The 15,342-nt window shown below is 70.7% G+C and carries 17 protein-coding genes and 1 riboswitch; of the genes, 3 read left to right on the top strand and 14 right to left on the bottom strand.

The features are described 5' to 3' along the window. Positions 1-18 precede the first annotated feature (18 nt). Both SM418_RS14885 and SM418_RS14880 read left to right on the top strand, forming a co-directional pair. Positions 19-1,419, top strand: coding sequence for a selenium-binding family protein (locus SM418_RS14885; RefSeq protein WP_371940867.1), 1,401 nt, complete (start codon positions 19-21; stop codon positions 1,417-1,419). Further along, on the top strand, positions 1,416-2,054 hold the full coding sequence (locus tag SM418_RS14880) for a hypothetical protein (protein WP_371940868.1): 639 nt from the start codon (positions 1,416-1,418) through the stop codon (positions 2,052-2,054). The genes SM418_RS14885 and SM418_RS14880 overlap by 4 nt, the downstream gene beginning before the upstream one ends. A gap of 27 nt (positions 2,055-2,081) precedes the next feature. On the opposite strand, the gene SM418_RS14875 is transcribed toward SM418_RS14880, so the two are convergent. The 7 genes from SM418_RS14875 to SM418_RS14845 form a co-directional block, all read right to left on the bottom strand. Then, positions 2,082-2,708 (bottom strand): Uma2 family endonuclease, encoded by a 627-nt coding sequence (locus tag SM418_RS14875; protein WP_371940869.1) that lies wholly within the window; start codon positions 2,706-2,708, stop codon positions 2,082-2,084. A 119-nt stretch (positions 2,709-2,827) separates the two neighbouring features. Further along, a complete protein-coding gene (locus tag SM418_RS14870) occupies positions 2,828-3,274 on the bottom strand; it encodes a PH domain-containing protein (RefSeq protein ID WP_371940870.1) in 447 nt (148 codons plus the stop codon). Further along, on the bottom strand, positions 3,267-4,142 hold the full coding sequence (gene hisG / locus SM418_RS14865; protein ID WP_371940872.1) for an ATP phosphoribosyltransferase: 876 nt from the start codon (positions 4,140-4,142) through the stop codon (positions 3,267-3,269). The genes SM418_RS14870 and hisG overlap by 8 nt, the downstream gene beginning before the upstream one ends. A gap of 265 nt (positions 4,143-4,407) precedes the next feature. After that, positions 4,408-4,914 carry a 6,7-dimethyl-8-ribityllumazine synthase gene (gene ribH / locus SM418_RS14860; protein ID WP_371940874.1) on the bottom strand — a complete coding sequence of 169 codons (507 nt, stop codon included), beginning with the start codon at positions 4,912-4,914 and terminating at the stop codon, positions 4,408-4,410. Continuing rightward, on the bottom strand, positions 4,914-6,167 hold the full coding sequence (locus SM418_RS14855) for a bifunctional 3,4-dihydroxy-2-butanone-4-phosphate synthase/GTP cyclohydrolase II (RefSeq protein ID WP_371940876.1): 1,254 nt from the start codon (positions 6,165-6,167) through the stop codon (positions 4,914-4,916). Before SM418_RS14855 ends, ribH begins: the two co-directional genes overlap by 1 nt. Continuing rightward, positions 6,164-6,805 carry a nicotinamide riboside transporter PnuC gene (pnuC, locus tag SM418_RS14850; RefSeq protein WP_371940877.1) on the bottom strand — a complete coding sequence of 214 codons (642 nt, stop codon included), beginning with the start codon at positions 6,803-6,805 and terminating at the stop codon, positions 6,164-6,166. Before pnuC ends, SM418_RS14855 begins: the two co-directional genes overlap by 4 nt. Beyond that, positions 6,802-7,395, bottom strand: a complete 594-nt coding sequence (locus SM418_RS14845) for a riboflavin synthase (protein ID WP_371940878.1) — start codon at positions 7,393-7,395, stop codon at positions 6,802-6,804. Before SM418_RS14845 ends, pnuC begins: the two co-directional genes overlap by 4 nt. Positions 7,396-7,465: 70 nt before the next feature. Then, a riboswitch (FMN riboswitch) is annotated at positions 7,466-7,596 on the bottom strand. Between the two features lie 155 nt (positions 7,597-7,751). Between SM418_RS14845 and SM418_RS14840 the strand changes: the two genes are divergently transcribed. Beyond that, positions 7,752-8,162: a DoxX family protein gene (locus SM418_RS14840; protein WP_371940880.1), complete on the top strand. Its 411-nt coding sequence runs from the start codon at positions 7,752-7,754 to the stop codon at positions 8,160-8,162. Positions 8,163-8,209: 47 nt separating this feature from the next. Here the strand turns inward: SM418_RS14840 and SM418_RS14835 are convergent, their stop codons facing one another. The 7 genes from SM418_RS14835 to SM418_RS14805 all read right to left on the bottom strand — a co-directional run bounded on the left by SM418_RS14835 (position 8,210) and on the right by SM418_RS14805 (position 15,334). Then, the gene (locus SM418_RS14835; protein ID WP_371940882.1) at positions 8,210-8,842 is read right to left on the bottom strand and encodes an HAD-IA family hydrolase; all 633 of its coding nucleotides are present in this window, start codon (positions 8,840-8,842) and stop codon (positions 8,210-8,212) included. Further along, positions 8,839-9,516, bottom strand: coding sequence for a ribulose-phosphate 3-epimerase (rpe, locus tag SM418_RS14830; protein WP_371940883.1), 678 nt, complete (start codon positions 9,514-9,516; stop codon positions 8,839-8,841). Before rpe ends, SM418_RS14835 begins: the two co-directional genes overlap by 4 nt. A gap of 12 nt (positions 9,517-9,528) precedes the next feature. Continuing rightward, positions 9,529-10,455 (bottom strand): phosphatase PAP2 family protein, encoded by a 927-nt coding sequence (locus SM418_RS14825; RefSeq protein WP_371940884.1) that lies wholly within the window; start codon positions 10,453-10,455, stop codon positions 9,529-9,531. 88 nt (positions 10,456-10,543) lie between these two features. Then, positions 10,544-11,950 (bottom strand): RsmB/NOP family class I SAM-dependent RNA methyltransferase, encoded by a 1,407-nt coding sequence (locus tag SM418_RS14820; RefSeq protein ID WP_371940885.1) that lies wholly within the window; start codon positions 11,948-11,950, stop codon positions 10,544-10,546. Next, positions 11,950-12,876: a methionyl-tRNA formyltransferase gene (gene fmt / locus SM418_RS14815; RefSeq protein WP_371940886.1), complete on the bottom strand. Its 927-nt coding sequence runs from the start codon at positions 12,874-12,876 to the stop codon at positions 11,950-11,952. Before fmt ends, SM418_RS14820 begins: the two co-directional genes overlap by 1 nt. Beyond that, positions 12,877-13,422, bottom strand: a complete 546-nt coding sequence (gene def, locus SM418_RS14810; protein ID WP_371940887.1) for a peptide deformylase — start codon at positions 13,420-13,422, stop codon at positions 12,877-12,879. It abuts the gene before it with no gap. 103 nt (positions 13,423-13,525) lie between these two features. Then, positions 13,526-15,334 carry a hypothetical protein gene (locus tag SM418_RS14805; protein ID WP_371940888.1) on the bottom strand — a complete coding sequence of 603 codons (1,809 nt, stop codon included), beginning with the start codon at positions 15,332-15,334 and terminating at the stop codon, positions 13,526-13,528. Between the last annotated feature and the right edge of the window lie 8 nt (positions 15,335-15,342).

The raw sequence follows: 15,342 nt of genomic DNA, 5'->3' as shown, positions 1-15,342 counted from the left end.
CATCCGGAAAGGACGACCATGGCACTGTGGAAGCCGGACCCGACCTTCTACGCCTCTCCCCGCGACGCGGCCTCGGCCCCGGCGGAGAAGCTCGCGTACGTGGCCGCGTTCGACCGCGCCGCCGAGAGGCCGGACGCGATCGCGGTCCTCGACGTGGACCCGGGTTCCGGCTCCTACGGCTCCGTGGTGGGCTGGACCGAACTGCCCTACCTCGGCGACGAGCTGCACCACTTCGGGTGGAACGCCTGCAGCAGCGCGCTGTGCCCCGGTTCGCCGCATCCGCACGTGGAGCGCCGGTACCTGATCGTGCCGGGGCTGCGGTCGTCGCGGGTCTACGTCATCGACACCAAGGACGACCCCCTCGCACCCAAGATCGTCAAGGTGCTGGAGCCGGACGAGCTGGCCAAGCGCGCCGGGTACTCGCGGCCGCACACCGTCCACTGCGGGCCCGAGGGGCTCTACCTGACCGCGCTCGGCGGCGCGAACGGCGAGGACGGGCCGGGCGGGATCGCGCTGCTCGACCACGCCTCGTTCGACGTGCTCGGCCGCTGGGAGGTCGACCGGGGCCCCCAGTACTTCGCCTACGACGCGTGGTGGCACATCGCGCACGACGTCCTCGTCACGTCCGAGTGGGGCACGCCGTCCATGGTGGAGGACGGCGTCGTCGCCGAACTGCTGCTCGGGCGCCAGTACGGGCACTCGCTGAACTTCTTCGACCTGCGCAAGCGCAAGCACGTCCAGACGGTGGACCTCGGCGACGAGCACCAGATGGTGCTGGAGCTGCGGCCGGCGCACGACCCGACCAAGCTCTACGGGTTCGCCGGCGTGGTCGTCAGCGTCGAGGACCTGTCGGCGTCGGTCTGGGTGTGGCACCGCGACGGGGATTCCTGGGCGGCCACGAAGGTCATCACCATCCCGGCCGAGCCGGCGGACCCCTCCTCTCTTCCCCCGGTCATCCGGCCGTTCGGGGCGGTGCCACCGCTCGTCACCGACATCGACCTGTCCGTGGACGACCAGTGGCTGTACGTGTCGTGCTGGGGCACCGGCGAGCTGAAGCGCTACGACGTCAGCGACCCGTTCAACCCGGTCGAGGCCGGCTCGGTGCGCATCGGCGGCATCGTCGCCCGGACGCCGCACCCGGCGGCGCCGGACCGCCCCCTCGCGGGAGGCCCGCAGATGGTCGAGGTCAGCCGCGACGGGAAGCGCGTCTACGTCACCAACTCGCTCTACGGCTCCTGGGACGACCAGTTCTTCCCGGACGGCGTCGGCGCGTGGATGGCCAAGCTCGACTCCACCGCGGACGGTTTCTCCTTCGACGAACGGTTCTTCCCCAACGGCGACGACTTCCGGGGGCGCCGCCCGCACCAGACACGGCTGCAAGGCGGTGACGCGTCCTCGGACTCGTACTGCTACCCGTGAACGACGGGTCGCTCGCCGCCCTCGTGGCGCTCGGCGCCTTCCACGGCCTCAACCCCGCGATGGGCTGGCTTTTCGCGGTGGCCCGCGGCCTCCAGGAGCGCAGCAGGAGCCTCGTCCTGCAGTCGCTCCCGGCGATCGCCGCGGGCCACGCCGCGTCCGTCGGCGCCGTCGCGATCCTCATCGCGCTCACCCGCTCCGTCGTCGCGACCCGGACCATCGCGATCGGCGGCGGCGTCGTGCTCGTGGGCTTCGGCCTCTGGCGGCTGCTGTCCGAGCGCCACTTCCGCTGGGTCGGCATGCGGATCTCGCTGTGGCAGCTCGCCGGCTGGTCGTTCCTGATGTCGTCGATGCACGGGGCGGGGCTGATGCTGCTGCCCGTGCTCACCTCGTCCGGGACGGCCCCGGCGCACCACGACCACGGCCTGGCGTCGTCCTCCGGCAGCGCGCTGTCCACGGGGATCTTCGTCACCGCCGTGCACACCCTCGCGATGCTCGCCGTCGCGGGCGTCATCGCCGTGCTCGTCTACGAGATCGTCGGCCTGTCGGTCCTGCGCCGCGCCTGGTTCAACCTCGACCGCGTCTGGGCCGTCGCCCTCATCGGCGCCGGCACCGTCACCCTCTTCACCGCCCTGTGAACCGGCCCGGGACCCGCCTCGCGTGTTCTAGCGGCGCTTTCGGACGGCGGTGAGGTCGATCTCGATGTCGAACGGCACCGTCACCTTGAGCTGGTCGTGGTGGATGCCGGTCAGGGCGTACGCGGCGCCGGCGGGCTCGAACTCGTAGACGTACACGATGGTCCGGCCGGCGTCCTCCTCGACTCGCCAGTAATGCTTGATGCCGGCTTCCCCGTACCTGCGCGGCTTGATCTCACGGTCACGGATCTCCGAATCAGGCGAAACCGCCTCGACCACGAGCACGACGTCATCGGCGAGATAGTACGTCGACGGCTCATCCCGTTCGTATGCCTCCGCCGAGACGACGAGAACATCCGGTTCGGGTGCCTGGCGCTCGCCGAGCTTGACGGTCATCTCCCGATCCGCGCACAGGCTTTCCGGTGCCTGCCGAGCGAGCTCGTCCCTGAGCAAGTTGATCACTCGTACGTGCCACTTGCGCTGCGGGCTCACGAAGACCAGGCTTCCGTCGATCAACTCCGTGTGCCGGGGCAGATCGCGCATGCGCAGGAAGATCTCGGCGGTGAAGCCACCCGGCGGGGGGATCACCCAGTCTGGCAGTGACGCAGCATCCATGTGGCCACTTTCTGCAATCGCCTCGGCACTCTGAGCGCTCATGCACTAATGTTCGCACGGCAACGCTGTCGCAGTCCTGTCAAGAGTCTAGAACCAGAGCCTGAACGGGGACGATGCACAGGCTGGCCAGGGTCACAGGCCGGCCAGGATGCCCAGGACCGTCAGATGGGGTCGGGGGCTTCGCCTCGGGTGTGGAGAAGGGCTTGGAGCTCACCGAGCTGGCGGGCGGCGCGGGTCTTCTCGGCGCCGTTGATGCCCATGGCGCCGATGGAGGTGCCGTCGGCCAGGTCGAGGGTGGGCCAGGGGTCGCCGACGTTCATGGCGACGTCGAGGATCTGGGGCCACTCGAAGCGGCGCGTGTTGAAGGCGTTGACGACCGTGACGCCGGCCTCGTCCGCGGCGACGCGGCAGCGGGCGAGCATGTGCAGGATCCAGGCGATGAACACGCCGAAGCCCACCATCAGGACGCGGTCGACGAGCTTGTACTGCTCCGGCACCACCACGGCGAGCACGATCATGCCGAACACGATCACGCCCGCCATGGTGTAGGCCACGATCCGGGTGGTGCGGGGGCGCCACACCGTCGGCAGTGCCGGTGTCTCAGTCAACGATCTTCGCGATGGGGATCTCGAGGATGTCGTGCGCGCCCGCGGCCTTCAGCGCCGGGATCAGCCTGTTGACGCCGCGCTTGGCGACCACCGACTCGACGGCGTTGGACTCGCCGCCGGCGAGCGAGGTGACCGTCGGCGACGCCATCGCGGGCATGATGTCCAGGACGTTCCGCAGGTCGGCCTGCGCGACGTTCAGCTTGAGCAGCACCTTGCCGCGCGCGCGGATCACGCCCTGCAGCAGGAGGGAGATGTCCTCCATCGCGGCGCGCTTCTCGGCGTCCTCGTAGGCGTCGCGGTTGGCGACCAGCTCGGTGTAGCTGGTCAGGAGCGTGTCGAGAATGCGCAGGCCGTTCTTGCGCAGCGACGAGCCGGTCTCGGTGAGGTCGACGATGGCGTCCACGATGTCGGGCACCTTCGCCTCGGTCGCGCCGTAGGACGGGACGACGGTCGCCTTCACCCCGTGCTTGTCGAGGAACCGCTTGGTCATCGCCGGGAACTCGGTGGAGATCCGGACGCCCTCCGGCAGGTCGGAGACCGACTGCCACGGTGCGCCGTCCGGCACCGCCATGATGACGCGGACCGGGTTGGAGGTCGCCTTGGAGTACTTCAGCTCGCCGAGGCTGACCACGTCGGCGTCGGTCTCGGTGATCCAGTCGCGGCCGGTGATGCCGAGGTCGAACAGCCCCTGCTCCAGGTAGGTCGGGATCTCCTGCGGGCGCAGGACCCGGACCCGGTCGATGCGGGGGTCGTCGATGGACGCGCGGTAGTCGCGGTCCGACGTGCGCTGGACGGTGAGGTCCGCGGCGTCGAACAGCTGCATGGTCGCCTTCTCCAGCGACCCCTTGGGCAGGACGAGTGACAGCACGGAGATTGCCTTTCGATGAGGATGCGTACGGGATACCGGTTGGCTTCAGGAGCCTGGATGCGCGAGTCATTGGGAACGGACCCCCTGCACCCGCTACATATGCGCGAGCCGTTCAGGGGCCGAACCCCTGCACCCGCTACATATGCGCGAGCCGTTCAGGGGCGGAACCCCTGCACCCGCTACATATGCGCGAGTCATTCAGGGGCGGAACCCCTGCACCCGCTACATATGCGCGAGTCATTCAGGGGCGGAACCCCTGCACCCGCTACATATGCTCCTTGCCGTGCCCGGCGTGACCGTGATGCCGCAGACCTCGCAGGGTCAGTGCCGTATCGAGTGCGGCCACAGTCGCCTCCCATCCCTTGTCCTCGGAGCTGCCCGGCAGCCCGCTGCGTTCCAGTGCCTGCTCAATGGTGTCACATGTGAGCACCCCGTTGCCCACCGGAGTCGACTCGTCGAGCGCGACACGGGTCACACCCGTGGTCACCGAGTCGCAGACGTAGTCGAAATGGGCGGTGGCCCCCCGGACGACCGCGCCGAGGCAGACGACGGCGTCCAGGTCGCGGGCCATCTGCTGGGCGATCACCGGGAGTTCGAGCGCGCCCGCGACTCGGGCGACGACGGGCTCGTCGACGCCGCACGCCTTCGCCGCGGCGCGCGCGCGGTCCAGGAGCTGGTCGGTGATCCGGCCGTGCCAGCGGGTGCAGACGATGCCGAGCGTGAGCCCGGCGGCGTCGACGGTGATGTCCTCGGGGCGTCCCGCGCCGCTCATCAGAGTCCCTCTATCTGGTGTCCGAGACGGTCGCGCTTGACCGTCAGGTAGCGCCGGTTGTGCTCGGTGACGATGACGGGCATGGACTCGCTTCCCCGCACGTCCACGCCGAACCCGTCCAGGCCCTTGAGCTTGTCGGGGTTGTTGGTGAGCACCCGCACCGAGCGTACGCCGAGGTCACGCAGCATATGCGCGGCGTTGGAGTATTCGCGCGCGTCGGCGGGGAGCCCCAGCGCCAGGTTGGCGTCGACGGTGTCGGACCCGTCGTCCTGGAGCGCGTACGCCTGCAGCTTGGCGAGCAGGCCGATGCCGCGTCCCTCGTGCCCGCGCAGGTAGAGGACGACGCCGCGGCCCTCCTGCGAGATGCGTTCCATGGCGGCGTCCAGCTGGGTCCCGCAGTCGCAGCGTTCGGAGTGCAGGACGTCGCCGGTGAGGCACTCCGAATGCGCCCGGACCAGGACGTCGTCGCCGTCGGCGATGTCGCCGAGCACCAGCGCGATGTGCTCGCCGCCGTCGATGGCGCTGGAGAACCCGACGGCGCGCCACGTCCCGAACCGGTTGGGCAGGCGGGTCTCGACGACGCGGGTGACCATCGACTCGGTGCGGCGGCGGTATTCGGCGAGCTGTTCGATGGAGACGAGCTTGAGCCCGTGCTCCTTTGCGAAGACCTGGAGTTCGGGCAGGCGCGCCATGGTGCCGTCCTCGTTGACCACTTCGGCGAGGACGCCCGCCGGGGCGAGGCCGGCGAGCCGGGCGAGGTCGACGGCGGCCTCGGTGTGGCCGCGCCGCCGCAGGACGCCGCCCTCCCGGTAGCGGAGCGGGAAGATGTGGCCGGGGCGAACCAGGTCGCGGGGCTCGGACGCCGAGTCGCACAGGGTGCGGATCGTCCTCGCCCGGTCCGCGGCGGAGATGCCGGTGGTGACGCCGAGGCGCGCGTCCACGCTGACGGTGTAGGCGGTGCGCATCCGCTCGGTGTTCTGCGCCGTCATCAGCGGGATCTGCAGCCGGTCGAGGTCGGCGCCCTCCATCGGGACGCAGATGACGCCGCTGGTGTGGCGGATCGTGAACGTCAGCAGTTCGGGCGTCGCCTTGGACGCCGCGAAGATGATGTCGCCCTCGTTCTCGCGGTCCTCGTCGTCGACGACCACGACGGCGCGTCCCGCCGCGATGTCGGCGACCGCCGCCTCGATGGAGTCGAAGATCCCGCCGTGGTCGATACCGCCGTGGTCGATCCCGCCGTCGTTGCCGCTCATGCGGTCACCGCCTTCTGCACATGGGTTTGCGTGCCCCGGGACTCCCGGAGCCAGTTCCTGAACCCGACCATCACCATCACGAAGAAGATCCCGTAGACCGCACCGGAGACGTACAGCCCGGACCTGAGCGCCAGCGGCACCCCGACCAGGTCGACGAGCACCCAGACGATCCAGAAGTCGACCAGCGCGCGGCTCTGCGCGAACGTCGCGACGGCGCTGCCGACGAAGATGTAGGCGTTCGCCCACGGCGACCAGGCGATCTGCAGCCAGTCGAGGTGGATGAACAGCTGAGCGACCACGGCCGTGCCGACGAGGAGCCCGCCGATCAGCACGAGGCGTTCCCTGAGGGTCGCCTGCCGGACGACGAGCCCGTCGGCTTCTCGCCGTCCACGTGTCCACATGGCCCACCCGTAGAGGGCGAGCCCGCAGAACAGCACCTGCTTGAGTGCGTTTCCGGGGACGTCCGCGTGCAGGGAGGCGGCGAGCAGGAGCAGCGCGCCGACGAGCTGCACCGGCCATGTCCAGAGGGTCTTGCGCATGGCGAGCCAGACGACGGCGAGGGAGAGCACGTTGCCGATGAGGTCGGTCCAAAGGACGTGCTCGCCGAAAACCTCGAAGCTCGCGTTGAGCCAGTTCATGGCCGGTCACCGAGCATGCGTTCGACGTACTTGGCGACGACGTCCACTTCGAGGTTCACCGGGTCGCCGGGCTTCTTGTGGCCAAGCGTGGTGAGCGCGAGCGTCGTCGGGATGAGCGCGACGCTGAACCATCCGGCGCTGGCCTCCACGACCGTGAGGCTGATGCCGTCGACGGTGATGGAGCCCTTGTTCACCAGGTAGCGGCTCAGGTCCGCGGGCAGCGACACCGTCACGACGTCCCACCGCTCCCCCGGCTCGCGGGAGACGATCGCACCGACGCCGTCCACATGCCCCTGCACCAGGTGGCCGCCGAGCCGGTCGGACAGCCTCACGGGACGTTCGAGGTTGACCTTGGAGCCCGGTTCCAGCGCGCCCAGGCTGGACTTGTCGAGGGTCTCCTTGATGACGTCGGCGGTGAAGACCCCGTCCTTGACGTCCACCACGGTGAGACAGACGCCGTTGACCGCGATCGACGCGCCGTGGACGGCGTCCTCGGTGACGAGCGGCCCGCGGATCGCGAGCGTGACCGAGTCCCCCTGGGGGTCGATCGCCACGATCTCGCCGAGCTCCTCGACGATGCCGGTGAACATCTCCCGGGCCTCCTAGATCAGGGCTCCGGGGACGTACACGAGTCGTCGCACGCCCCTGGCAAGGGGCGTACCGCGCGCTGCCTCCCATCCGGACTTTAACCGTCGGTCCCGGAGTTCCACCGGGTCAACCGGCCGATGGCTTCGGCCGGGTCGCGGACTGTCACCGCCGGTTCGGAATTTCACCGACCCCGGAGCACGCGTTCATGCTTTGCCAACCAGTGTGCCATGCATTCCATTCCGCGCCGCATGTGACCATCGCCACGCTCGGCACGCCCTTGAACGTTCAACGATCTTTGAGGCGGGGTACGTCATGCGGCACAAGTGACGCATGACGACTTTTCCCCCTGGAGGCAGTCATGGACGCCGTCGCCCTCATCGCCCGCATCGCCTTCACGGCGATCTTCGTCGGCGCCGGTATCGGCCACCTCACCGCCACCGACGCCATGGCCGGATACGCGTCCGCCAAGAAGCTCCCCATGGCCAAGCTCGCCGTGCAGGTGTCGGGCGTCTACCTCCTCGTGGCGTCGGCCCTGCTCATCCTCGGCATCTGGCCCGACCTCGCCGCCATCGCCCTCGTCCCGTTCCTGCTCGTCACCGCCTTCGTCTTCCACGACTTCTGGAAGCAGGAGGCCCCCGATATGCGCCAGCAGGAGCAACTCCAGTTCCTCAAGGACCTCTCCCTCGCCGGTGGCGCACTGGCCCTCTTCGTCCTCTACGCCTCCGACGGCCACCCCGGTCTCAACCTGGTAGGCCCCCTCTTCACCTGACACGAGACCACGCCTCACTCGGCATCGAGGCCGAGGACGGGTGAACGTCAGGTGAGGCGCAGGCCGCTGGAGATGGTCGCCACGTGGGTCAGGTTCTGGACGGTGTGGTGGGCCGCGCTCAGGGCCTGCAGCCGGTGACTGGTGGCCACCGCGAGGACCGTGGCTCCGGCGGCTCGGCCTGCGGCTATACCGGCGGGGGCGTCCTCGATGACGACACAGTCGGCGGGGTCCACGCCGAGGTGCGCGGCTGCGCGGAGGTAACCGGACGGGTCCGGTTTGCCGTCCGGGACGTCCTCGGCCGTCACGACCGTGGGCGGGACGGGTACGCCGGCCGCGGTCGTGCGGATCGCCAGTTGGGCCCTGCCCATGGACGTGACGAAGGCGTGCGGCAGGCCGTTCATGTCGGCCAGGATTTCCACCGCGCCAGGGAGGGCCGTGATGCCGTCGGTGCCGGTCGTCTCCAGGGCGTCCAGGCGTGCCGTCGCCTCGCGGACCTGGTCCGGCGCGAGGAAGTCGGCGACGCGGTCGCTCGTGCGGCGGCCGTGGGCGTCGGACAGGAACTCGTCTGCGTCGATGCCGTACTCGGCGGCCCATTCGCGGGCCGCCCGTTCGACCAGTGGCGTCGAGTCGACGAGGGTGCCGTCCACGTCGAACAGGACGGCCGCGCAGGGCAGGATCACCAGTTCGCCTTGGCCGTCGCTTCCTCGGCCTGGCCGCGAAGCTTACGGATCGCCTCGGCCGGGTCGTCGGCCCCGTAGACGGCACTGCCGGCGACGAAGACGTCCGCTCCGGCCTCGGCGCAGCGTTCGATCGTCTCGGCACTGACGCCGCCGTCGACCTGAAGCCAGACGGGGAGGTCGCGGCCCTTGATGAGCTCGCGGGCGCGCCGGACCTTCGGCAGGACGACGTCAAGGAACTTCTGGCCGCCGAAGCCCGGCTCGACGGTCATGAGGAGGAGCATGTCGATCTCGCCGAGGAGGTCCTCGAAGCCGTCCACCGGTGTGGCCGGGTTGACGCCGAGGCCCGCGCGTGCGCCGGCGGAGCGGATGGCGCGCAGGGTGCGGATGGGGGCCTTCGCCGCCTCGGCGTGGATGGTGACGCTCTTCGCGCCCGCCTCGGCGTACTCCGGCGCCCAGCGGTCGGGGTCCTCGATCATCAGGTGGCAGTCGAGCGGCAGCGTGCTGTGCTTCAGCAGCGCCTGGACGACCGGCAGCCCCAGGGTGAGGTTGGGGACGAAGTGGTTGTCCATGACGTCGACGTGGACCCAGTCGGCGGTGCCGGCGATGCGCGCGACGTCCTCGGCCAGGTGGGCGAAGTCTGCGGACAGGATGCTGGGTGAGATCTGAGGAGCCATGATGTCCAGATTCTATTGGCGCAGTCCGGCCCGATCGTCCCCCGCCCGGGTGAGACCGGGGGTGGGGCGGGCGGCCAGGCGGAGGCGGACGAACGCCTCCGGCGCACCGGCGGTCATCCACAGGGTGAGCAGTGTGTACACGATGAACGCCAGGATGGGATTCGTCCCGCCTGGCAGCGCGTCCGACGCGGCGATGAGGGCGACTCCGGCGAAGCCCAGGGGGAGGCGCGCCAGGCGTTGCCAGGGGCTGCCGCCTGGATCGAACCAGCCGCGGGCCGCGAGTAGGGAGATCCCGGCGAGGGCGCCGCAGAGCGCGCCGGAGGCCCTCGCCGAGTCGGTCAGCGTGATGGGTTCGGTCTGGCCCCCGGCCGCCTTGATGGCGTCCGCCCAGGCGTGCGGCCACTGCCAGTTCTCCAGCGACTGCAACGCGCCCCGAGCCGCGGCCAGCAGCAGCAGGGAGATCGCCAGCGAGAGGACCATCTGCACGGCCAGGTGACGGCGGGTCCACCACGGCACGACGATGGGTTCCAGCCCAAGGACGGCCACCAGCAGTACCAGGCCGATGGCCCAGCCCGCGAGGACCTGGCCGGTCGAGTGGACGCCCAGATAGACGCGGGATACCCCGATCAACGCAATGACGACGACGGCGCCCGCCCACAGGAGCCGCCGCCTGGTCTGCGTGGCGAAGAAACCCCAGGCCACGATGCCGTTCTGGGCGTGACCGGATGGCATCCCGAAGGACGACAGCGTCTGCTCGGGCTTGACGGCGGGGTCCGTCCAGTAGGGGCGCGGCGCGTGGAAGACCAGCTTCAGGAGGGTGTTGAGGAGGCCGCTGAACAGCAGGATGACGGTCGCACGCGCGGCGAGGCGCGGCGCGACGCACCAGAAGAGCGCCACGAGCAGCGGGACGTAGAAAGCCGAGCTGCCCAGGTATGACATGAACAACATGAAGCCGGTCAGCACGAACCCCCCATCAGTACAGGCCCCCCATCAGTACGGACCTCCCATCAGTACGGGCCTCCAGCGGCTAGGTGCGGCGCAGGAGGGCCAGGAACATCGCGTCCGTCCCGTGGCGGTGCGGCCAGAACTGGGCGTACGGGCCTTCACCCATGCCGGAAAGGTCCGGGGAGAGCGAGGTCAGGACCGCCGGTGCGTCGAGCCGTTCGACGTCGTCGCGCTTGCGCAGGACGTCGTCCACCACCACGCGGGTCTCGGCTAGGTGAGGCGAGCAGGTGACGTAGGCGACCACACCGCCGGGCCGGACGGACTCCAGTGCCGTGGTGAGCAGCCCGCGCTGCAGGGTGCTGAGTTCGGCGACCGCTTCGGGGCCTCGGCGCCAGCGGGCCTCCGGGCGGCGGCGAAGCGCGCCTAGGCCGGTGCAGGGCGCGTCCACCATGACCCTGTCGAACGACCCAGGCCGCCATGCGGGGGCCATGCCGTCGGCCGCGACCACGCCCGTACGGCCGTCGACCGCGCGCTGGACGAGCGCGGCGCGGTGCGGCTGGACGTCGGCTGCGAGAAGCCGTGCGTCGCGTTGGGCGGCGATGGCTGACAGGAGCCCCGCCTTGCCTCCGGGGCCGGCGCAGAGGTCTGCCCAGCGGGCGTCCTGGCCGTCCAAGGGCGCTTCGGCCAGCGCCAGGGCGACCATCTGGCTGGCCTCGTCCTGGACGGCGGCGCGGCCCTCTCGGACAGCGGCGATACCCGCGGGGTCACCTTCGGGCAGGACGGCCGCGTACGGCGAGTACGGGGCGGGTTCGGCCCCGGACTCGTAAAGCTCTTGCAGCGTGGCCCGGCCGGGGCGGGCGACAAGCGTCACCCTGGGGCGGGCGTTGTCGGCAGCGAGGAGTTCGTCGATCTCGTCCCGCCCGACGGCGTCGCGCAGTGCGGACACGATCCACTTGGGATGGCTGTGCGCGACCGAGAGGCGGGTCGTCGGGTCGGCTCCGGCGGGCGCCACGATCTCCAGCCAGGCGTCCATGTCGCGGGTGGCGACCTTGCGCAGCACCGCGTTCGCGAACTTCGCCTGGCCGGGGCCCGCGACGGAACGGGCCAGCTCCACCGTGGTCCCCACGGCGGCGTGCGGCGGGATGCGGGTGGCGAGGATCTGGTGGGCGCCGAGGCGCAGGACGTCCAGCAGCGGGGCGTCGATGCGGCGCAGCTCCCGGTCGCTGCACAGCGCGAGGACCGCGTCGTAGGTCCCGCGGCCGCGCAGCGTCCCGTAGGTGAGTTCGGTGGCGAGGGCTGCGTCGCGTCCGGACAGGCCGCGGTCGTGCAGGCGCTTGGGCAGCAGGAGGTTCGCGTACGCGTCGCGTGTCTCGACCGCTCGGATCACGTCGAACGCCGTGCGGCGGACGAGGTCCTGGGGACGGCCCGTCTTGCGGGGGCCGCCCGGCCTGCGGTTCTGGGTGTGTCGGCGGTTACGGGCAGGCGGCATCAGTGCAGCGCGTCCTTGCCGATGACGTTGACGCCACGGAGCCAGTCGGCGGCGGCCATGCGCCGCTTGCCCTGGGGCTGGACCTCGCCGAGCGCGACGGGATGCGTGGCCGTTCCCACCAATACCTCGTTCTTTCCTGGTCGGATTTCGCCGGGCGACAGCTTGTCCCCGTCAGGCACCGGACGAACCGGCCCCAGCTTGACGCGGGTGTCGCGGAAGTTCGTCCACGCGCCGGGGGCCGGCGTACACGCGCGCACGAGACGGTCGATGTGCAGGGCCGGGCTCTTCCAGTCGACGTGACCGTCCTCGGGCGTCAGCTTCGCCGCATGGGACACGCCCTCGGTCGGCTGTGGCCGAGGCTCCAGGACGCCGGCCTCGATGCCGTTCATGGTGTCGAGCAGGAGAGCCGCACCGGCGACGGCGAGCCGTCCCAGAAGGTCACCGGACGTGTCGGCCGGCCGGATGGGCTCAGTGAGGACGCCGTAGACCGGACCGGTGTCGAGGCCCTCCTCGATCTGGAACGTGGCAGCTCCGGTCACGTCGTCGCCGTGCAGGATCGCGTGCTGCACGGGCGCCGCACCGCGCCATGCGGGCAGCAGCGAGAAGTGGAGGTTGACCCAGCCGTGCCGGGGGATGTCCAGCGCCTCGCGGGGCAGCAGGGCTCCGTAGGCGACGACCGGGCAGCAGTCGGGCGCGATCTCACGGAGCCGGTCGAGGAACTCGGGATCGCGGGCCCTGGCGGGCCGGAGCACCTCGATCCCCGCCTCGGCGGCGAGCGCGGCGACCGGAGAGGCGCTCAGCTTGCGTCCACGGCCCGAAGGCCGGTCCGGGCGGGTCACGACCGCCGCCACCTCGTGCGAGGAGCCCAGCAGGGCCGTCAGCGCCGGGAGCGCGGTCTCGGGCGTGCCCGCGAAGACCAGCTTCACCTAGATCGCCTTCCCGAGGGTCCGGTGCGGCGACTCCTTGACGACGGGGACCGGGTCGCCGAACCATTCGGCCTCCCGGATCGCCTTCATCGCGGCCTTGCGCTGTTCGGGGTCCATCCGGTCGATGAAGATGATCCCGTCCAGGTGGTCGGTCTCATGCTGGACGCATCGGGCCAGCAGGTGGGTCCCCTCCAGCGTGATGGGCTCGCCGTGCATGTTGAAGCCCTTGGCCACGACCCCGACGGAACGCGGGGTGGGGAACGCCAGGCCGGGCAGGGACAGGCAGCCCTCGTCGTCGGTCTCCTGCTCGTCCGACAGGTCGAGCGTGGGGTTGACGACATGCCCGAGCCGGTCGTCGACGTAATAGGCGAACACACGCAGGCCCACACCGAGCTGCGGGGCGGCCAGGCCGGCGCCGGGAGCGTCGATCATCGTGTCGGTGAGGTCCTTGACGAGCTGGCGCAGCTCCTTGTCGAAGTCCTTCACCGGCTCCGCGGGCGTGCGCAGCACGGGGTCGCCGAAGAGGCGGATGGGCTTGACGGCCAACGAGGACTCCGTTTCCACGAGGTTCACTGCGAACGGTTCACTGCGAACGGCTCACTGCGAACGGGGTGCGTCCGTCCAGTCTACGGAGAGGACGCACGGTGGCTCACACGCCGCGGTGCGCCCCTTGGAACGCCGAGCGTGCCTTGTAGGCGGCGGTGCGGGCCGCCTTGGCGGTCGCCTTGTCGGGGTGATGAGCGCCCAGGGCCTCCAGGACGTCGGCCACACCGGGATGTTGGGTTCGCCACAGTTCGTCGACCATGACCTTCATCTCCGCCTCTGGCGGCGCGTCGATCAGGGCGGCCTCGACCGCCTCCTCGGGTTCGGCGGTCTCCAGCATCCCGGCGACGGTGTCGACGAACACCCAGAGGTACTCCTCGCGGGCCAGCTCCCGTCCGGACGGGTCGCCGACGGCGTTCAGCCAGAGCGCGGCGTAGGGCGAGACGAGCGGATGCTCTTGCGCGGCGCGCACCACACCTGCGGCCTCCGGGCCGATGCGGTGCAGGACGGCCGCGGCGAGGTTGCGAGCGCCCGGACCGCCGGTGCGCATGACGTCCAGCAGGTCGGCTGCGGCGTCCTTCGGATCGTTCGCGGCCAGCCAGCCGCCGATCTCCTCGTCCGCCGCCTCCGGCCGGTACCAGGTGAGCCCCTCGATGAGCTCGGAGGCGCGCGAACCGGCCAGCTCGCCGATGAGGGGGGCGGTGAAGCCGTCCGCCAGCAGCAGTTCGCGGACGGCCCACACACCGAGCGGCGTCAGCGCGCATCCGTCGCCGGACGGCTCGACGATCCCCCAGTCCTCAAGGGTCGCCAGCTCCAGGAGCAACGCGTCCCAGACGAGAGCGGCCATGGCCTCGGTGTCGGAGAGGTCGTAGGCCTCCTCGATGTGGCCGAGCAGTGCCCCGGCCAGGATCTCCGGCTCGGTCGGCTCCTCCTGCTCGTACAGGTGGATGAGAACGCCGGTCATCTCGTTCTGCACGAGTTCCACCGCGTCCAACCCGTCCACGTAGTCGTGCCCTGGCACGACTATCGCCTCGAACAGCGGCAGCCAAGCGGCGAGCACTGCCTCGTCATCGCCGGACCGGAGGTCGTCGCAGGCCGGGCCTTGGGCGGCGGTGCCCTGCTCGGCCGCGATGACGTTCGCCTCGACGGCGGCCCACCACAGCCGTTCCAGCTCGCCCTCGTCCTCCATCTGCCCGTAGCGGCGCGGAACCTCGAGGCCGAGGGCGGCAGCGGCGGCGCCGGCGTCGGCCTCGGTGAGCGTGTCGTGCTCGGTGAGCGCGCGCTCGCCCGTCCAGTCGGCCAGGGAAAGGATCGTCGAGGTCAGGCGTGAGCCGCGCGCCGCGGCGGCCACCGCGGCGCGGGGCACCGGCCGCACCGGCGGGACGGCCAGTTCCCCGGCCCGCCGCAGGTACTCCTCGGTCCGGGCGTAGCGCTCCGCCTCGGGCAGCTCCTCGAAGCCGCGCACCCACGCGTCGACGGCCTCCTGGTCGTCCAGGGAGACGCCGTCCGCCTGGATCAGCCCGCCGATCACCTCGGCGGCGGCCTGCCGCTCCTCGCTGTCGACCGCGGCCACCATCTCGGCGAACTCGGGCCCGGTCCGGTCGATCTCCGCCGCCAGCGCGGCGGCGGCCGGCTCGGAGACCGCGCCGGTCTTGCCCAGATACGCGACGATCTTGCGGAGTGCGTCGAGGACGGCGGGGACGTCCTCGCCCGCGGCGACCACGGTCTCGGGAAAGACCTCCAGCAGCAGCGCGCGGAGCCCGTCCGGGGTCAGCTCGCCCGGGCCGGCGAGACCCATCTCCTCGTGCACGAGGCCGAGCAGGACGCGGACCCCTTGCTCGTCCAGCGTCTCGCCGTGTTCGCCCGCCCACCGACGCAGGTCGCCGGCGGTGCTCTCCACCCAGTTGTCGGCCACCCGAGAAC

Source organism: Actinomadura chokoriensis, from assembly GCF_041463665.1.
Classification (GTDB): Bacteria; Actinomycetota; Actinomycetes; order Streptosporangiales; family Streptosporangiaceae; genus Spirillospora; species Spirillospora chokoriensis_A.
Note: the sequence above shows the minus strand (reverse complement) of the source record. Positions and strands in the feature narration are given on the sequence as shown.